Origin of the sequence: Pantoea conspicua, from assembly GCF_002095315.1 — a bacterium.
In the GTDB taxonomy this organism is placed as follows: Bacteria; Pseudomonadota; Gammaproteobacteria; order Enterobacterales; family Enterobacteriaceae; genus Pantoea; species Pantoea conspicua.
Window position 1 is genome coordinate 23,082 of the sequence record NZ_MLFN01000041.1, and the last position, 16,022, is coordinate 39,103.

The 16,022-nt window shown below is 53.6% G+C and carries 12 protein-coding genes, 1 tRNA gene and 1 pseudogene; 10 read left to right on the forward strand and 4 right to left on the reverse strand.

Annotation, left to right across the window (positions count from 1 at the left end; genetic code table 11):
* The first annotated feature begins 38 nt into the window (after window positions 1-38).
* The 4 genes and pseudogenes from deoA to mrdA all read left to right on the forward strand — a co-directional run bounded on the left by deoA (window position 39) and on the right by mrdA (window position 5,525).
* A complete protein-coding gene (gene deoA, locus HA41_RS14025; RefSeq protein ID WP_094121290.1) occupies window positions 39-1,367 on the forward strand; it encodes a thymidine phosphorylase in 1,329 nt (442 codons plus the stop codon).
* A 95-nt stretch (window positions 1,368-1,462) separates the two neighbouring features.
* The gene (gene deoB / locus HA41_RS14030; protein ID WP_094121291.1) at window positions 1,463-2,686 is read left to right on the forward strand and encodes a phosphopentomutase; all 1,224 of its coding nucleotides are present in this window, start codon (window positions 1,463-1,465) and stop codon (window positions 2,684-2,686) included.
* Window positions 2,687-2,715: 29 nt separating this feature from the next.
* Entirely contained in the window at window positions 2,716-3,429 is a 714-nt protein-coding gene (gene deoD, locus HA41_RS14035) for a purine-nucleoside phosphorylase (RefSeq protein ID WP_094121292.1), read from the forward strand.
* 223 nt (window positions 3,430-3,652) lie between these two features.
* Window positions 3,653-5,525 (forward strand): annotated as a pseudogene (gene mrdA, locus HA41_RS14040) (penicillin-binding protein 2).
* 38 nt (window positions 5,526-5,563) lie between these two features.
* On the opposite strand, the gene HA41_RS21545 reads toward mrdA, so the two are convergent.
* The gene (locus HA41_RS21545; RefSeq protein ID WP_094121293.1) at window positions 5,564-6,883 is read right to left on the reverse strand and encodes a methyl-accepting chemotaxis protein; all 1,320 of its coding nucleotides are present in this window, start codon (window positions 6,881-6,883) and stop codon (window positions 5,564-5,566) included.
* Between the two features lie 223 nt (window positions 6,884-7,106).
* Here HA41_RS21545 and HA41_RS14050 point away from each other — a divergent pair.
* From HA41_RS14050 to HA41_RS14070, 5 genes are all read left to right on the forward strand, one after another.
* Window positions 7,107-7,182 (forward strand) — tRNA-Phe (locus tag HA41_RS14050).
* Window positions 7,183-7,597: 415 nt separating this feature from the next.
* Entirely contained in the window at window positions 7,598-8,563 is a 966-nt protein-coding gene (locus tag HA41_RS14055) for a sensor domain-containing diguanylate cyclase (protein ID WP_094121301.1), read from the forward strand.
* 756 nt (window positions 8,564-9,319) lie between these two features.
* On the forward strand, window positions 9,320-9,484 hold the full coding sequence (locus HA41_RS14060) for a con-10 family general stress protein (RefSeq protein ID WP_031377082.1): 165 nt from the start codon (window positions 9,320-9,322) through the stop codon (window positions 9,482-9,484).
* 507 nt (window positions 9,485-9,991) lie between these two features.
* Entirely contained in the window at window positions 9,992-10,474 is a 483-nt protein-coding gene (locus tag HA41_RS14065) for a YciE/YciF ferroxidase family protein (protein WP_094121294.1), read from the forward strand.
* Between the two features lie 10 nt (window positions 10,475-10,484).
* Window positions 10,485-10,991, forward strand: coding sequence for a ferritin-like domain-containing protein (locus tag HA41_RS14070; RefSeq protein WP_094121295.1), 507 nt, complete (start codon window positions 10,485-10,487; stop codon window positions 10,989-10,991).
* Between the two features lie 92 nt (window positions 10,992-11,083).
* On the opposite strand, the gene HA41_RS14075 is transcribed toward HA41_RS14070, so the two are convergent.
* Complete coding sequence (locus tag HA41_RS14075) at window positions 11,084-12,742, reverse strand: alpha,alpha-trehalase (protein WP_094121296.1); 1,659 nt, start codon at window positions 12,740-12,742, stop codon at window positions 11,084-11,086.
* Between the two features lie 354 nt (window positions 12,743-13,096).
* Window positions 13,097-13,954, reverse strand: a complete 858-nt coding sequence (locus HA41_RS14080; protein ID WP_094121297.1) for an SDR family oxidoreductase — start codon at window positions 13,952-13,954, stop codon at window positions 13,097-13,099.
* Between the two features lie 103 nt (window positions 13,955-14,057).
* Between HA41_RS14080 and HA41_RS14085 the strand changes: the two genes are divergently transcribed.
* Window positions 14,058-14,444: a winged helix-turn-helix transcriptional regulator gene (locus HA41_RS14085; RefSeq protein ID WP_094121298.1), complete on the forward strand. Its 387-nt coding sequence runs from the start codon at window positions 14,058-14,060 to the stop codon at window positions 14,442-14,444.
* 75 nt (window positions 14,445-14,519) lie between these two features.
* Here HA41_RS14085 and yghX read toward each other — a convergent pair whose 3' ends face one another.
* The gene (gene yghX, locus HA41_RS14090) at window positions 14,520-15,407 is read right to left on the reverse strand and encodes a YghX family hydrolase (protein WP_094121299.1); all 888 of its coding nucleotides are present in this window, start codon (window positions 15,405-15,407) and stop codon (window positions 14,520-14,522) included.
* Between the last annotated feature and the right edge of the window lie 615 nt (window positions 15,408-16,022).

A 16,022-nucleotide genomic window follows, 5' to 3' on the forward strand; every position in this document is an offset into this window, starting at 1 on the left:
TGTTCTCCATCCTGATTTCCCTGAACCAGGGGGCTACCTTGTTCCTGCCACAAGAAATTATTCGCAAAAAACGTGACGGTCATGCGCTGACTGACGCTGAAATCCGCTTCTTTATCAACGGCGTCCGTGATAACAGCGTCTCGGAAGGCCAGATCGCCGCGCTGGCGATGACCATCTATTTTCATGATATGACGCTGCCTGAGCGCGTGGCGCTGACCATGGCGATGCGTGATTCCGGTACCGTGCTGAACTGGAAATCACTCAACCTGAACGGCCCGGTGGTGGATAAGCATTCGACCGGCGGTGTCGGCGATGTGACGTCGCTGATGCTCGGGCCGATGGTGGCAGCCTGCGGCGGCTATATTCCGATGATCTCCGGCCGTGGCCTCGGCCACACCGGCGGCACGCTGGACAAGCTGGAGGCGATCCCCGGCTTTGATATTTTCCCCAGCGATGACCGCTTCCGCGAGATCATCAAACAGGTTGGGGTGGCGATTATCGGCCAGACCAACTCCCTGGCCCCGGCGGATAAACGCTTTTACGCCACGCGTGACATTACCGCTACCGTAGACTCGATTCCGCTGATTACCGCCTCGATTCTGGCGAAGAAGCTGGCGGAAGGGCTGGATGCGCTGGTGATGGACGTTAAAGTGGGCTCGGGCGCGTTTATGCCGACTTACGAGACGTCAGAAGCGCTGGCGCAGTCGATTGTGGGCGTTGCTAACGGGGCGGGCTGTCAGACTACCGCGCTGCTCACCGACATGAATCAGGTGCTGGCGTCGTCAGCCGGTAACGCACTGGAAGTGCGGGAAGCAGTGCGCTTCCTCACCGGCGAACAGCGCAATCCACGTCTGCTGGAAGTGACGCTGGCGCTGTGCAGCGAAATGTTGATTTCCGGCAAACTGGCCGCAGATGAGAAAGAAGCGCGCCAGCAGCTGATGCAGGTGCTGGATAACGGCAAAGCAGCGGAGATTTTCGCCCGCATGGTGGCGGCGCAGAACGGCCCAGCCGATTTTGTTGAGCGCTACGACGCGTATCTGCCTGCGCCGATGCTCAGCAAGGCGGTCTATGCCGATCAGCCGGGTATTGTCAGCAGCATGGATACCCGGGCGCTGGGGCTGGCGGTGGTTTCAATGGGCGGCGGGCGCCAGCGCGCCAGCGACAGCATTGATTACAGCGTTGGTTTAAGCGAGATGATTACCCTGGGTGAGCGTGCTGATGCTCAGCGACCGCTGGCGATTATCCATGCCAGCAACGAAGCGCAGTGGCAACAGGCCGCCGAAGCGGTCAAAGCCGCGCTGGTGCTGAGTGATACCGCGCCCGCCACCACGCCAGTGGTCTATCGTCGTGTGAGCGATGTCAGTTAACCGGCCAGTAATCGGTGCCAGCGGCAATGCATTCGGGTATACTGATCTGATCGCTTTTTTTTGACTTGTCACGCGCCATTGCGCAGGAGACTTGCATGAAACGTGCTTTTATTATGGTTCTCGACTCCTTCGGGATCGGCTCCAGTAAAGATGCTGATAAATTCGGTGACGAAGGTTCAGATACGCTCGGCCACATTGCTGAAGCCTGTTTCAACGGTGAAGCAGATAAAGGCCGTAAAGGGCCACTTCATCTGCCTAACCTGACCGCACTGGGTCTGGGTAAAGCCGCAGAACTCTCTACCGGTCGCTTCCCGGCGGGCCTCGATCCGAACGCGAAGATCACCGGCGCTTACGCTTACGCCAGCGAAATTTCGTCAGGTAAAGATACGCCGTCAGGCCACTGGGAAATCGCCGGGGTTCCGGTGCTGTTCGACTGGGGTTACTTCAGCGATCAGGAGAACAGCTTCCCGCAGGAACTGCTCGATAAGCTGGTTGAGCGCGCGGAGCTGCCGGGCTATCTCGGTAACTGCCACTCTTCCGGTACGGTGATTCTGGATCAGCTGGGTGAAGAGCACATGAAAACCGGCAAGCCGATTTTCTACACCTCTGCGGACTCGGTATTCCAGATCGCCTGTCACGAAGAGACCTTTGGCCTGGATCGCCTCTATGCGCTGTGCGAGATTGCCCGCGAAGAGCTGACGGAAGGCGGTTACAACATCGGTCGCGTGATTGCGCGTCCGTTTGTCGGCGATAAAGCGGGTCACTTCGAACGCACCGGCAACCGTCACGATCTGGCGGTGGAGCCTCCGTCTGCCACCATGCTGAAAAAGCTGGTGGATGAGAAGGGCGGTCATGTGATTTCGGTGGGGAAAATCGCCGATATCTATGCGGAACAGGGCATCACCAAAAAGGTCAAAGCGACCGGACTGGATGCGCTGTTTGACGCCACGATTCAGGAGATGAAAATCGCGCCGGATCAGTCGATTGTCTTTACCAACTTTGTCGACTTCGACTCGACCTGGGGACATCGCCGTGATGTCGCCGGTTATGCGGGCGGACTGGAGCTGTTTGACCGTCGTCTGCCGGAGCTGATGGAGCTGGTGGGCGAGGATGACATTCTGATCCTGACTGCCGACCACGGCTGCGATCCGACCTGGAAAGGCACCGAACATACCCGTGAGCACATTCCGATTCTGATTTACGGGCCGAAAGTTGAACCGGGTTCACTCGGTTATCGCGAAACCTTCGCCGATATCGGTCAGACAATTGCACACTATTTTGGCCTGTCCGACATGGACTATGGCAAGAACATGCTGTAACCCAGCGATTTAACAAGGATAAAGTAACAATGGCAACTCCGCATATTAATGCCGAAATGGGTGACTTCGCTGACGTGGTCCTGATGCCGGGTGACCCGCTGCGTGCGAAACACATTGCTGAAACCTTCCTGGAAAATCCGGTGGAAGTGAACAATGTGCGCGGCATGCTGGGCTACACCGGCACCTACAAAGGGCGCAAAATTTCAGTGATGGGCCACGGTATGGGCATTCCATCCTGCTCAATCTACACCAAAGAGCTGATCACCGACTTCGGCGTGAAGAAGATCATTCGTGTAGGTTCCTGTGGTGCGGTGCGTGCAGACGTTAAACTGCGCGATATCGTGATTGGTATGGGTGCCTGCACCGATTCCAAAGTCAACCGTATGCGTTTCAAGGATCACGACTTCGCGGCGATTGCCGATTTCGACATGGTGCGTAACGCAGTCGATGCGGCTAAAAATCTGGGTGTGGAAGCGCGCGTCGGTAACATCTTCTCCGCCGATCTGTTCTATACCCCGGATCCGCAGATGTTCGACGTGATGGAAAAATATGGCATCCTCGGCGTTGAGATGGAAGCGGCGGGCATCTACGGTGTGGCGGCAGAATTCGGTGCTAAAGCGCTGACCATCTGTACCGTATCGGACCATATCCGTACCCATGAGCAGACCACGGCGGCTGAACGTCAGACCACCTTCAACGACATGATCAAAATTGCGCTGGAGTCAGTGCTGCTGGGTGATTAATCAACGTGGCCGGTGCGGTTTGATGCTGGCTGCCTGATGATCTCTCCGGGTCCTCTTTTCACACAGAGGGCCCGATCTCTCTGCTTTTCCCATCCTGTAACATTCACATCAAATGACACACTTTTCGCCAGGCTTGTGCATCTTCGCGCTGGTACGCCTGCGAGCGCGCTTTATCATGTTGCGGAACAACAAATAATAAGTAACCGCCTGATAATGCTGCCTGATGAATTTTCGTAACTTCGACGCTGAAGAGAAACTGTTTGCCCGTCGTGCGACGGTGGCTTTTGCTCTGGTCTGTCTCTGCTTCATCATTCTTGCTGTGAATCTGTATCGCCTGCAGGTGCGCGACCACAGCTACTACCAGACCCGATCCAACCAGAATGACATCAAAATGATTCCCATCGCCCCGACGCGCGGGCTGATTTATGACCGTAATGGTATTCCTCTGGTCCGCAACGTCAGCTGGTACGCTATCACCCTGACGCCCTATAAAATCGCAGATATGCAGGCCACACTGCAGGCGCTGACGCCGATCCTCAACCTGACGCCCGACGAGATTGAAACTTTCCGGCACGCGTTAAAACAGACCAGCCGCTACAAGCCGGTGGTGCTGAAAGAGGAGCTGAGCGAAGAGCAGGTGGCGCGCTTTGCGGTTAACCAGTTTCGGTTTACCGGTGCCAGCATCGAAATTTATCAGGATCGGCAATATCCCTATGGGGCCGATCTGGCGCACGTGCTCGGTTATGTGTCGAAAATCAACGATAACGACTACAAGCGGCTGAATGCGGCGGGCATCGCCGAGAACTACGCCGCTGATCACAATATCGGTAAACAGGGCGTTGAAGGCTATTACGAGACGATGCTACACGGCAAGCCTGGCTATCAGGAAGTGGAGGTGGATAACCACGGCCGCATCGTGCGGGTGCTGAAAGAGGTGCCGCCGGTGGCCGGAAAAAACCTCACCCTGACGCTGGATTTGCATCTGCAGCAGTACGCCGAAAGCCTGCTGGCGGGCCAGCGTGCGGCGCTGTTGATTGAGGACCCGCGTGATGGCTCGGTGTTAGCAATGGTCTCCAGTCCCAGTTACGACCCTAATCCCTTTGTGAAAGGCATCAGCTATCAGGCCTACAAGTCGCTGCTGCAGGATAAGAATCTGCCGCTGATCAACCGCGTGACCCAGGGACTCTATCCACCGGCCTCGACGGTGAAGCCCTATATGGCGATGTCAGCGCTGCTGACCCATGTGATTACGCCGCAGTCGCAGTTCTTTGGCGCGCTACCTGGACGCTGCCTGGCACCGATCGCCGTTACCGCGACTGGAAAAAATCCGGACACGGTATGCTGGATGTCACCCGGGCGATTGAGGAGTCCGCCGACACCTTCTTCTATCAGGTCGCCTTTATGATGGGCATTGACCGTATCCACACCATGCTGAGCCAGTTTGGTTACGGCAAATCTACCGGCATCGATCTGAATGAGGAGTACAACGGCTTACTGCCGAGTCGCGAGTGGAAACAGAAGGTGCATAAAAAACCTGGTATCAGGGTGATACCATTTCCGTCGGCATTGGTCAGGGCTACTGGATTGCGACCCCGATTCAGATGGAGAAAGCGATGGTGGCGCTGATCAATAATGGCCGGGTGATCGCGCCGCACCTGCTGGAGAAAGCCCAGCGCGGCAAACTGATTGAACACTATCAGCCAAAACAGCCGGCTGCGCAGATTGGCGACCCGCACTCTCCTTACTGGTCGCTGGTGCGCCACGCTATGTTTGGCATGGCAAATGCGCCTAACGGCACCGGTTATAAGTATTTTCATACCGCGCCTTATGGCATAGCAGCGAAAAGTGGCACCTCGCAGGTATTTGGTTTGCGACAGAATCAGATCTATAACGCCAAAATGATCCCGGTCCGGCTGCGCGACCATATCTTCTATACCGCGTTTGCGCCGTTCGACGCACCAAAAGTGGCGGTGACGCTGATTCTGGAAAATGGCGGTGGGGAAGGGGTCACGGCGGCACCGGTGATGCGTGCCATTCTGGATCACATCTTTGTTCCGCCAGCGCCGGAAGCGTCGGTGGTGGCAGAGAAAAAATAGTCGTGCAGGCGTAAAAAGGGGCCGCGGCCCCTTTGTTTTTATGCTTTAAGCGTCTCCGTCACGTGGCTAATCGCCCGCACCACATCCGTCGCGCCTTCACGAATTTCAGCAATCACGCCGCCCGCTTCCTGTGCCAGTTGCACCCCGTGATCGGCACGCCTCAGGTTTGATTCAATCCCTTTCAGCGCCTTACCCGCCAGCAGATGATTTTGCTGCACCCGGCTCTCAATTTCGGCCGTGGCACGGTTAATGTTAGCCGCCAGCGTCCTGACCTCGTTGGCGACCACTGCAAAGCTGCGGCCGTGGGCGCCGGCGCGCGCCGCTTCGATTGCCGCATTCAGCGCCAGCAGGTTGGTCTGATCGGCAATACGGCGGATGCTTTCCACAATAAAGCCAATACGCTCAGACGATTCACTCAGACCGGAAATATCACCCGAGATCCCCTGCAGTTCGCCTGCCAGCGCATTCATGGTCTGCACGCTGTTGGCGATCACATCAGCACCGACGCGGGTGCTTTCGTTGGTTTGCAGGGCGGTGTGATAGGCCCGCTGAGCCGCCTCGCGCTCCTGCTGGTTCTTCTCGACCTGGGCTGTCACATCGGTGGCAAACTTCACCACTTTATATAACCTGCCCTGTTCGTCGAACACCGGATTGTAAGTTGCGCGTAACCAGACGGTGCGCCCCTGCTTATTCACCCGGGGAAACTGACCTGAGATAAATTCGCCGTGATTCAGCCGCTGCCAGAGTTCGCTGTATTCGCGACTGTTGCGAATTTCCTCTGAGCAGAACTGGCTGTGGTGTACGCCCTGAATCTCCTCACGACGGTATCCCATGGTTTTCAGGAAATTGTCGTTGGCTTTGAGCACTTCGCCTTTCAGGTTGAACGCGATCACCGCCATTGAGCGTTCAATCGCGTTCGTCATGGCGCGCTGCTCCTGAGCGTCGTTGATATGGCCGGTAATGTCAGTTGCCAGCTTCACGATTTTGAATACCCGTCCATGACGATCCTGCACCGGCACATAGCTGGCTTCGAGCCACACCGGTCGGCTATTTTTTGCCACACGCAGAAACTTATCGCTGAAACTTTCGCCGCGGTTCAGCCGTAGCCAGAAGTCGCTATAGTCATTTGACTGCAGCTGATCCGGCGTACAGAACAGGCTGTGATGCTGACCATCAATTTCTGCCAGCGTATAGCCCATACGGTCGAGGAATAGCGCATTTGCGCTGAGAATGGTGCCCTCGGGCGTGAACTCTATCATGGCGATCGAGTCGCTAAGGGAAGTGAGTGTTGCTGCGGAGTGTGTGCGCTTCTGCCAGCTGAGCCGGGAAGCAATACCTGATGTAATGGTGTAAAACATGGCGATCCTTATTATTAGTGTTGGTCTCGTCACATTTATCGGCTTAACCGCGCCACAATTCAGCCTCCGCAGCTGGCCTGAACGAAATTTAATCACCCGATAGCACGATTTTACCTGCAGCGGGGGGACAGGACAGGGGGTTGATGGAAAAGCCGCCAGTCGATTTCATTTTGATGAAAAGCGTTTGACGCTGTCGGGCCGCTTTGGTTTAATGCGCCCCGTTGCCCGAATAGCTCAGTCGGTAGAGCAGGGGATTGAAAATCCCCGTGTCCCTGGTTCGATTCCGGGTTCGGGCACCATCTTTAAAGAACCCGCCTCTGGCGGGTTTTTGCATTTCAGAGCGTTGAACCCGTTCATCGAAGGTTCGATGAACTCGCCACATCCCTTTGGGTTCGCGCGCGGACGCGCGATGCAAAAATGCTCCCGGCATCTTCGGGTCGGGCACCATCTTTAAAGAACCCGCCTCTGGCGGGTTTTTGCATTTCTGCCGAAAAATGCTATCGCACACCCTTTTTCACACCGGCCCTGACTGAACAGATTCCACGGAGAAATTAATTTTCCGTACCACCTCTATGCTGTATTGCCAGGGCCGGGCCGCCTGATATCCTGTCCAGCCTGCAATTCACCGCGACTAATCGTGTTTTATAAGCCTCCCTTTACAGAATTGTGCGTACAGGCACAATAACCTCCTTTAAACCCTGTCTTATGGCTGCTATGTCAGAAGAAGCGCTGCGACTACAGATACAAAACCTGAAAAAGCATAATGCGCGTCTGAAGCGTATAGCCCATGACGCCCGTAACAAGCTCAACGCAGCGCTGGACGGTACCGGCCTGTTCCTGTGGCAACTGGACATCCCCAGTGGCAAGCTGGTGATCTTCAACCGACGCTGGGGCGCGATGCTGGGCTTTCAACCCAAAGAGACCGACGCCAACTTCGACTCCTGGAAAGAGAGCCTGCATCCTGAAGACGCTGATGAGGTTCTGACGGCGTTTTACGATCATATCGCCGGAAAAGCGCCTTACTACGAAGCGCTGCATCGCATGATCGCTAAAGACGGCAGCATAACCTGGGTGCTGGATCGGGGTCGGGTCAGCGAATGGGACGATCAGGGTCGCCCGTTAAAGGTGACCGGCACCCACATCGACATGACCAAAGAGAAGCAATATGAGGAGCAGCTCGCTCTGCTGGCGCTGCACGATCCGCTGACCATGCTGACCAATCGCCATGCGTTGCAGAATCATTTTCGCGATTTAAAAGCGCAGGGGCCGTTGTGTGTCGCCTTTATCGATTTAGATAATTTCAAACACGTTAACGACACGCTGGGCCATCGCAGCGGCGACGACGTCTTGATCCAGCTCAGCCAGCGCTTTGTTGATCTCTGTCCGGCCGAGGTGATTATTGGTCGCCCTGGCGGTGATGAGTTTGTCCTGCTGCTGCCATTTTCGTTACAACATCCACAACTGGAAAAACTGGTTCACGCCTGCCTGGATGCGGTGCTGACGCCGTTTGATATGGCAAATGGCCATGCAATGATGGGTGCATCAATTGGTGTTGCACAGGTGCAGCGAAAAGATGACTTTGATTCCGCCCTGGCACGCGCGGATGAAGCGATGTATCGCATTAAAAAAAGGGGTAAACGCGGTGTCGCTTTTGCCCCGTTTCACGCTGATCTCCTTTGAGTCTTAATCCCTTCGCGTAATCCCGCCCGGCTCTATCTGGATTCTCCCGCCGCGGCTCTGCATACGCAGGCCTGACGTCAGGGCGACTCGAATCTGTATTTCTTCTCTCCCTTTTTCCGTAAATGAGTGCGCTTTCTCGCACAAAGATACTTTTCGTACAAATCTTAAAAAAACCGATCCACCGTTACGCATAATATTTTTACGCTTCGCTTATTTCAATCACCCTGAAAGCCATTTTCTGAGCGCTTTCTTTTAATATCGGATGAATGAAATAGGGTATTTGATCATTTATTGATCGATCCGCTCAGCTTTTAACTGGTTTTGAAAGAGACTCACGCTTCGCTTATTTCTCACCTGATTTGGTTTTTCTTAAACCAAACTTTACGCTTCGCTTAGGTAAATTGATCGTTTGTTGATCATCTTCACTAACTGTTTCATATGACGACGTTATCGTGCCGCTTCGCTTATATAGTTTTCAATTGGACTTTTTATGAAAATGATCGATTAATAGCAATTCGTCATTGTCTGAGGAAGGCCGCGGATTATCTCTTTTGCCTTTTTTCGGTTGCGAAGTTTAGTGGCGGCGCTTTATCAGTCAGTAAAGCTAATTGCCATAAATTAACCAAAAATTATGATGGGTTTTCTATTTTCCTATCTTGATAGAAGAAATTTTACGGCTACATTTATATTTGCTGATTCGGACTGATGAAGCATCACTGTGCTATTTCTATTATTAAATCCAATGAGGAACACAGAATGACTCAATATCGTGGTGGAGCGGGAAATTTTGCTGCGGACAGAGAGCGCGCGGCGGAGGCGGGGCGTAAAGGCGGCCAGAAAAGCGGCGGAAACTTTAAAAATGATCCCGAGCGCGCTATTGAGGCTGGACGGAAAGGGGGTAAGGTAAGCCGCCGGAGCTGAACGTCTTTAACGCTGCTGTCACAGCAGGTACCATCAGTTCGCTGGGCAATGTTAAATCTATTTAATTCTCCTGCAGGATAATTACTGCCAGCATTATGCCAGTGCTTAATCAATAGCGGTGGCAGATTAACCGATTAAACCGGAAAGGTGACCCCTTTCTGGTTTTTTATTTTCAGCGAGCCAGGGGTGTACGGTTTAATTAATTTTTTGTACAAGTTGCCTGCCCGGTTAGTTTCTCTTTTCTTAATTGTTACTGATGAAATTTATACAAATTTAATTTCATTTGTACAACTTTATCTGTTTAGCTAAGCCGTTATAACAAAAAACCTTAGAGAGCTAACTTGTTGCTGTGAAAAGAAAAATGCATTCTGCATGCCACTTACGGCTTAAATTCATACCGATGCGGCGTGCGAGATAAAAAATCTCCGCTAGAATTTTTAAGTGTCACCGATATGACTGGCGTTGCGTTATTTCTTACCGCAACTTTTCAATCAATGAGGCTATCTTATGACAGTGAAAACGCTAAACGATCTCTTCATCCATGATTTGTCTGATGTGTACAGCGCTGAGAAACAGATAACCCGTGCATTGCCGAAAATGGCGCGCGCTGCCAGCGATGAAAAACTTGTCGCTGCGTTTAATCAGCATCTTGAAGAGACGCGCGGCCAAATCGAGCGGCTGGATGAATTAGTGGAAGCCACGCCAGAGGTTAAAATCAAACGAATGAAATGCCATGCGCTTGAAGGGCTGGTTGAAGAGGCGCAGGAGATCATTGATTCGGTTGAAAAGGGCGAAGTCCGTGATCAGGGGTTAATTGGCGCAGCACAAAAAGTTGAGCACTATGAAATTGCCACTTACGGCACCCTGCACGCGCTGGCACTCAAACTGGGTTACACCCAGGCCGCAAAACTGCTGGAACAGACCCTGAATGAAGAGAAACAGACGGATCAGAAGCTCACTTCGGTGGCGGAATCCATAACTGTATGTTAAGGAGTAGCAAATGACGGCAATTGAAAATTATCATGACTGGCTGCGTGATGCGCACGCAATGGAAAAGCAGGCTGAAAGCATGCTGAGCAAAATGTCTGGTCGCCTGGAGCACTATCCGGCGCTGGAACAGCGTCTGGCGCAGCACCTGGATGAGACCAAACATCAGCTTACCCTGCTGGAGCAGCTGCTGGACACCCACGGCATTGATCACTCCGTAATGAAAGATGTGATGGGTAAAATGGCAGCGACCGGTCAGGCAATGGGCGGTATGTTCACCTCGGATGAAGTGGTGAAAGGCGCGATTAGCGGCTACGTTTTCGAAAATGCCGAGATCGCCAGTTATACCAGTCTGATTGCGGCAGCGGAACAGGTTGGCGATGCTGAAGGCGTAAGAGTATTGACTGAGATTCGTGAGCAGGAAGTCGCGATGGCGGAGTGGTTGCTTCAGCACCTGCCGGAAGTGACACAGCAGTTCCTGCAACGGGCAGCACAGCCCGGCGTTGAAGCGAAGAAATAAGCGTCAACGCGAAAAAAGCCGGGCATGAAGCCCGGCTTTTTTGTGGCTGGCTGTCAGGTGAAGCGGTTAACGTCCGTTACACCTGAACCGGCTTAATCTGCCATCAGATGACCATACATCGCCATCAGACGCCGCGTAACACCGTTGGTCCAGCCGAATCCATCCTGTAACGGATATTCACCACCGCCACCGGGACGGGCGCGATCACCGCTGATGTCATACTTCTCCACCAGTTTGTGGTGCAACTGGTAGAAATTGTTGACCGTAGTCAGCCAGTTCACTGCGATCTCGCTCGCCAGCGTCTCTTCGCCGTAGTTATTCAGGCCGACAATCGCCATCCACTGCATCGGTGCCCAGCCATTGGGTTTATCCCACTGTTCACCGCTCTCCACCATCGATGTCAGCAGACCGCCGTTGCTTAGTAGCAGATGACGCAGGGCAATGCCCTGCAGATGCGCCTGATGCGGCGTGGCTAAGCCAACAAACAGCGGAACCACCGCTGCCGCCGTAAAGGCACCGAAACGCTCACGACGCCAGTCATAGTCGCGGAACACGCCAGCGGTGCTGTCCCACAGATAGCGGGTGATCGCACGTTTGCGCGCCTCGGCTTTTTTCTGCCAGGCCAGCGCGGTCAGCTCTTCGCCTTTGGCGTGCGACAGCGTGGCGATCATCAGCTCAAGCTTGTAGAGAAACGCATTGAGATCGATCGGAATAAACTGGGTGGTGCGAATGCTCGACAGACGTTTCGGGTTACGCAGCCAGCGTGAAGAATAGTCCCAGCCTGACTCCGCACCGGCACGCAGATCGCGATAGACTTCGCTTGCCGGACGTTTTGACTGACGGGCCGTTTCCACGTCCTCGATCCACGATTCATCACGTGGTGTATCACGGTCATCCCAGTAACGGTTGAGCAGTGAACCGTTGGGCATCCGCACCACGTGACGATAAGCCTGATTGGGCATCAGCGAACCAGCACCGTCCATCCAGAACTGGTACTCCTTCATCAGCTGTTCCTGATAGCGTTTTGCACCGCGCACGCCATCCTCTTCAAACAGCTCAACCATCAGCGCAAACACCGGCGGCTGGGAACGGCTGAGATAATAGGTACGGTTACCGTTTGGCACATGGCCGTAATTATCAATCAGCCAGGCGAAGTTATCCGCCATATGACGCAGTAAATCGTCACGACCCGACTCGGCGAGGCCGAGCATGGTGAAGTAAGAATCCCAGTAATAAGTCTCGCCAAAGCGCCCGCCCGGTACCACGTAAGGTTTCGGCAATGGCAGCAGGGAAGAGTGCGGCATATGCTGCTGCGGCATTTTGGTCAGCACCGGCCACAGATCGTCAATATGCTCGTTGAGCGTTTTATCCGGGTTGGAAACATAAAAGCTTTCATTTACGCCAGGCAGATAAAAGTGATCGGCGACAAAACGCGACAGGTCAAAATCACTGCTGCGTTTCTGTCGGCGATAGCGCATCAGCACATCCAGCGGATCGTATTTTGGCGAACAGTCGGGGAAGGTTTTGCTATCCTCGAAAATATGCGACATCTGGACATGTTCAAACAGTTCCAGATAACGATCGGCAGGCGTGAGCGCATCCGGCGCCGGTAAGCCTTCAATCAGCTCCGGCTCCGGTTCAGAATCCTGCATGCGATCCAGTTTCAGTTCATGGGGATCGTATTGATACTCAACTTCCGCCCCGGCACGAACCTCTTCAAGTGCATTTAGTTGCTGGCGATAAGTATTAATAGCGGCCTCCTGAGCGGTCGGGGTTGCACAAAGGACAAATTATAGACCTCTCATACTGCGGAACAACAATGCAGAATATCTATGAACGTAATAAAAATTGTCTATTAATCGACTTTTTTGAATAAATTCCAGCCAATTCAACCAAATATGCCATTGTGCAATAAAAACGCATTTCAGATGAATCTCTTAGTCGGTATAAGAAAAAAATTTAGCCTGAAGAAAACCGGCATTTATTTACATTTTGTAAGATAAGCGTGGCGGGAAAAAGGGTGCAAAAGATGGCATACGTAACGACAGAACAGGTTTAAAACGGTAAACAGAGCGGCCGAAAGCGGCCCGCTCTGTGATCTTCAGTCAGCTTTTCGCCAGCGCGGCGCGAATCACTGTCTGATAAGAGGTCGTGGGACGACCAATCAACTGGCTGAGCTGGTGTGAATCATCAAACAGAGCCTCTTTTTCTGCGCCTGCGTCGGAATCCGCCAGCATCTCCGCCAGGCCGTCAGGCAGACCCGCGCTTTTCAGTGCGGCAGCAAATTCCTGCTGCGAAAGATTGACGTAATCCACCTTTTCACCGCTCTGAGCGGCAATTTCAGCAGCGAACTGCGCCAGGGTATAGCTGTCATCACCGGCCAGTTCATACACCTTGCCAGCCTGATTATCACCTGCCAGCACTTCCGCTGCCGCATCGGCATAATCCTGACGCGCCGCCGACGCGATGCGCCCTTCGCCTGCTGCGCCGATAAAGGCATGATGCGCCAGTGCCGGGGCGATACTGGCTGCATAGTTTTCGCTGTACCAGCCGTTACGCAGCAGGGCGAATGGCACGCCGGAAGCCTGTAACAGCGCTTCGGTTGCCCGGTGTTCTACGCCCAGTCCCAGCGGTGAGCTATCGGCATGTAGCAGGCTGGTATAAGCAATAAAACCGACGCCCGCGGTGCGGGCTGCTTCAATCACCGCTTTATGCTGGGCTTCGCGCTGGCCCACTTCACTGCCGGAAATCAGCAGCAGCTTATCGACGCCAGCGAAGGCGGCAGCCAGCGTCTCCGGCTGGCTGTAATCCGCCTGACGTACCACCAAACCACGTGCAGTAAGGTCTGCCGCTTTGGCTGGGGTACGCACGGCGGCAACGATTTCGCCCGCCGGCACTTTTTTCAGTAGTGCGTCGATGACTAAACGGCCGAGCTGGCCGGTGGCACCTGTCACTGCAAACATGGTATCGCTCCGATTATTTCGCTGTTGGTGAAATCCAGCCTACGGGATAAACTAACTTTTAGTAAGTACTTACAGATTTGTTAGTATAAGGATGGTGATATAAATGCCTGAAAAATTGAGTGAAAAATTTATCCGCGGTGAGTTGCTCAATGTGAACTGTCCGTCGCGTGATGTGCTTAAACGGGTGACCAGCCGCTGGAGCGTACTGATTCTGCTGGCGCTGCAGGACCAGACGCTGCGCTTCAGCGCATTACGGCGGGTGGTGGGCGGCGTGAGTGAGCGGATGCTGGCGCAGAACCTGCGTCATCTGGAAGAGGACGGTTTCGTGCAGCGCATCGCTTACGAGGTGGTGCCGCCTCACGTGGAATACTCGCTAACGCCGCTCGGGCGTGAAATGGGTGAGCAGGTGGTCGGGCTGGCCGACTGGCTGGAGGTCAATCTGAGCCGGATTCTGGCGCAACGCGATAAAAGCGTGGCGGACCAGGATTAACGTCGTAATAGCGAAACGCGGCGGCCGGGCGGGCGTTGCCCGTGTCCCGCCGCTGATACCCGGCAGTAGTCTGCGTTAATGAAGATATTTTTCAAACCACGCCAGAGTTCTTTGCCACGCCAGTTCTGCCGCCGGTTGGTCGTAGCGCGGGGTTGAATCATTGTGGAAGCCGTGATTCACGCCAGGATAGATGTGTGCCTGAAAGATCTTATTATGTTGCTTAAGCGCCGTTTCATAGGCTGGCCAGCCAGCGTTGATATTGTTATCCAGCCCGGCATAATGCAGCAGCAGTGGCGCGTCTATCCGCGGCACGTCTTCCGCTTTTGGCTGCCGGCCATAAAAAGGTACCGCGCAGGCCAGTTCCGGGAAGGCAACGGCAGCCGCATTGGCGACGCCGCCACCATAACAAAAGCCCGTTATCCCCACTTTCCCGTTCGCTTCCGGGTGATGAAGTAAAAACGTCACGGCGGCAAAAAAATCGTTCATCAGCCTGACGGGATCGACCTTCGCCTGTAATGCGCGCCCTTCTTCATCATTGCCGGGATAGCCGCCGACTGAGCTCAGCCCATCTGGCGCCAGAGCGATATAACCCGCTTTGGCGACCCGGCGCGCCACATCTTCAATGTAAGGATTAAGGCCGCGGTTTTCATGCACCACCACCACCGCCGGAGGCCGGCCTGCAGGTTTCGCCGGTTTGACCAGATAGCCGCGGACTTCACCGTGACCCTCCGGCGAAGAGTAGTGGATATATTCTGGTTTGATATCGGGATCGGTGAACTCCACCTGCGTCGCCAGGGCATAGTTGGGGCTGAGCATACCGAGCAGCGTGGCACTGGTCATGCCGCCAATCGCCAGTTTACCGGCCATGGCAATAAACTCGCGTTTACTGATGCGTCCATGGGCGTAGTAATCGTAAAGCTCCAGCAGTTCCTGCGGAAAATCCTGTGCGGTCAGACGTGCCATAGCGACTCCTTAACCCGGATGAGAGGATGTTTGCCACCCTAACAAACCACAGCCGGCGACGGCAGGCAACCGGCATGACGCAACAGGTTAAAACGGTAATAACGTAACGGCAGATGAAAATAAGCGGCTCAGCCGGTTAATAAGTGATTGCTGTTTATTAAGCCGCTTATTCAGTGCTGTTTCAGGGAATAAGCCGCAGACGCGCGGTGGCTGTTAATTACCGGTAAGAGTTCACTCCAATTTATTAACATTTACATCCACATTAAACTGCCCGGTTTTACCGGCTTCGCCTGAAAATATAATCCTGTCATTAGACAATCCAGGGCAAAAAAGCAAACAAAGCGGCAGTCAGAAGTATTTGCTTTCTAACTCATTAAAAAGTAAGTCTATTTTGGATGGTTACAGTCAGATTTGACCTTTTCCGGAACAGGGTTTATAAAATAATAACACCGGAAAACAGCATGTTGGAGGATTTTTTTGGTTAAGAGCGGGCTTAGCCAGTGGGCAATTTTAAGCCAGCAATAGCATAACATTCGTGTCACATAACTACGCTGTAATTAACCTTTGCGCCTTATTTTTAAATAAGTAATTCCCATGGGCTTTGTTGAATAAATC